The sequence below is a fragment of the Parabacteroides distasonis genome, assembly GCF_004793765.1.
Lineage (GTDB): Bacteria > Bacteroidota > Bacteroidia > Bacteroidales > Tannerellaceae > Parabacteroides > Parabacteroides distasonis_A.
In genome coordinates, this window is record NZ_SRYM01000132.1 from 1 (window position 1) to 994 (window position 994).

Annotated in this window: 1 protein-coding gene and 1 pseudogene; both read right to left on the reverse strand. The window is 49.3% G+C overall.

All coding sequences use genetic code 11. From position 1 onward, the window contains the following. Positions 1 to 73, reverse strand: a pseudogene (locus tag E5342_RS19025) (plasmid mobilization relaxosome protein MobC); the annotation flags it as partial. Positions 74 to 218: 145 nt separating this feature from the next. Then, positions 219 to 994 (reverse strand): toprim domain-containing protein (locus E5342_RS19030; RefSeq protein ID WP_135960082.1); only part of this gene is annotated, 776 nt, incomplete at its 5' end.

Here is a 994-nt window from a genome sequence, read left to right on the forward strand (position 1 = left end):
TGACAACCCGTTGCTGCTTCTCTATCCGTTTCTTTGCCGGACGTCCCCCCGGCTTGTCCTTTATACTCGTCATGGTTTTTTACGTTTGAATGGTGTCTTAAAAATTGCGACCAACGGGAGAAATTTTCTTTGCGGTGAGCAAAGCAAGGTAGTTTCGGTTTACCGAAACATAACCTTGCTCTCCAAATAAACCGCCAGCCGTTGATAGTCCTGCCGGATTAAATGCCCCTGCCTCTCTTTTGTCTTGGGGCGGCACGTTGTCCGGTTTCCTGCTTCGTTTCCTGCACTTGGCTGGCTTCGTTTTTCTGTTCCTGCTTCCTGCCGCACAGGTAATCGTTCAAGTCCGAATATCCCCTGTAATTGTGTGAGAAGTCACGTACACGGTAGGAGTATTCCAACTCGATATCCCGTGTCGCTTCATATCCAGCCTTGTCATTGTCAAGCATACAGTGGATGCGTTCATACAGGGACATCACGTCAAGGGCTTTCGACACATTGGCGGTAGAGTTAAGAATGACATAATCCTGCCTGTCAAGGTCGGGCATGGTCGGACAGTTCCTCATGCGGAGCGTAAGGAAAGAGAGGTAGTCCATGAAACCCTCGAACACCAGACATTTCTCTCTCGGCTCTCCCTGCTGCCGTATATGGGTGATGTCTTTCGGGGCGATGCAGCCTTTGAAAAAAGAGTTGCGCACCTCATAACCTCCTGTCATGTTCGGGAAACCGATAGCGAAGAACGGTCTGCCGTTATTGGTAAAATGGAGTTCCTTACATTCTCTTTTTGCCAGTTCGATATTGATACCCCGTCCCTGCAAGTAACGGAGCAATGCCGGATGGGTAAGGTCACGGACTTCCAAATGCTGGAAACTCGGTTCTTTCCTACGCTGGGGAAAAGAAAAACTGATCGGACGGATGTGCGGTGTCTGTTCCGCTATCCGGTTTAAAAGGTATGGCAAGCTGTCTGAACAATAGAGTTCCTTTGCCAGTGCGATGA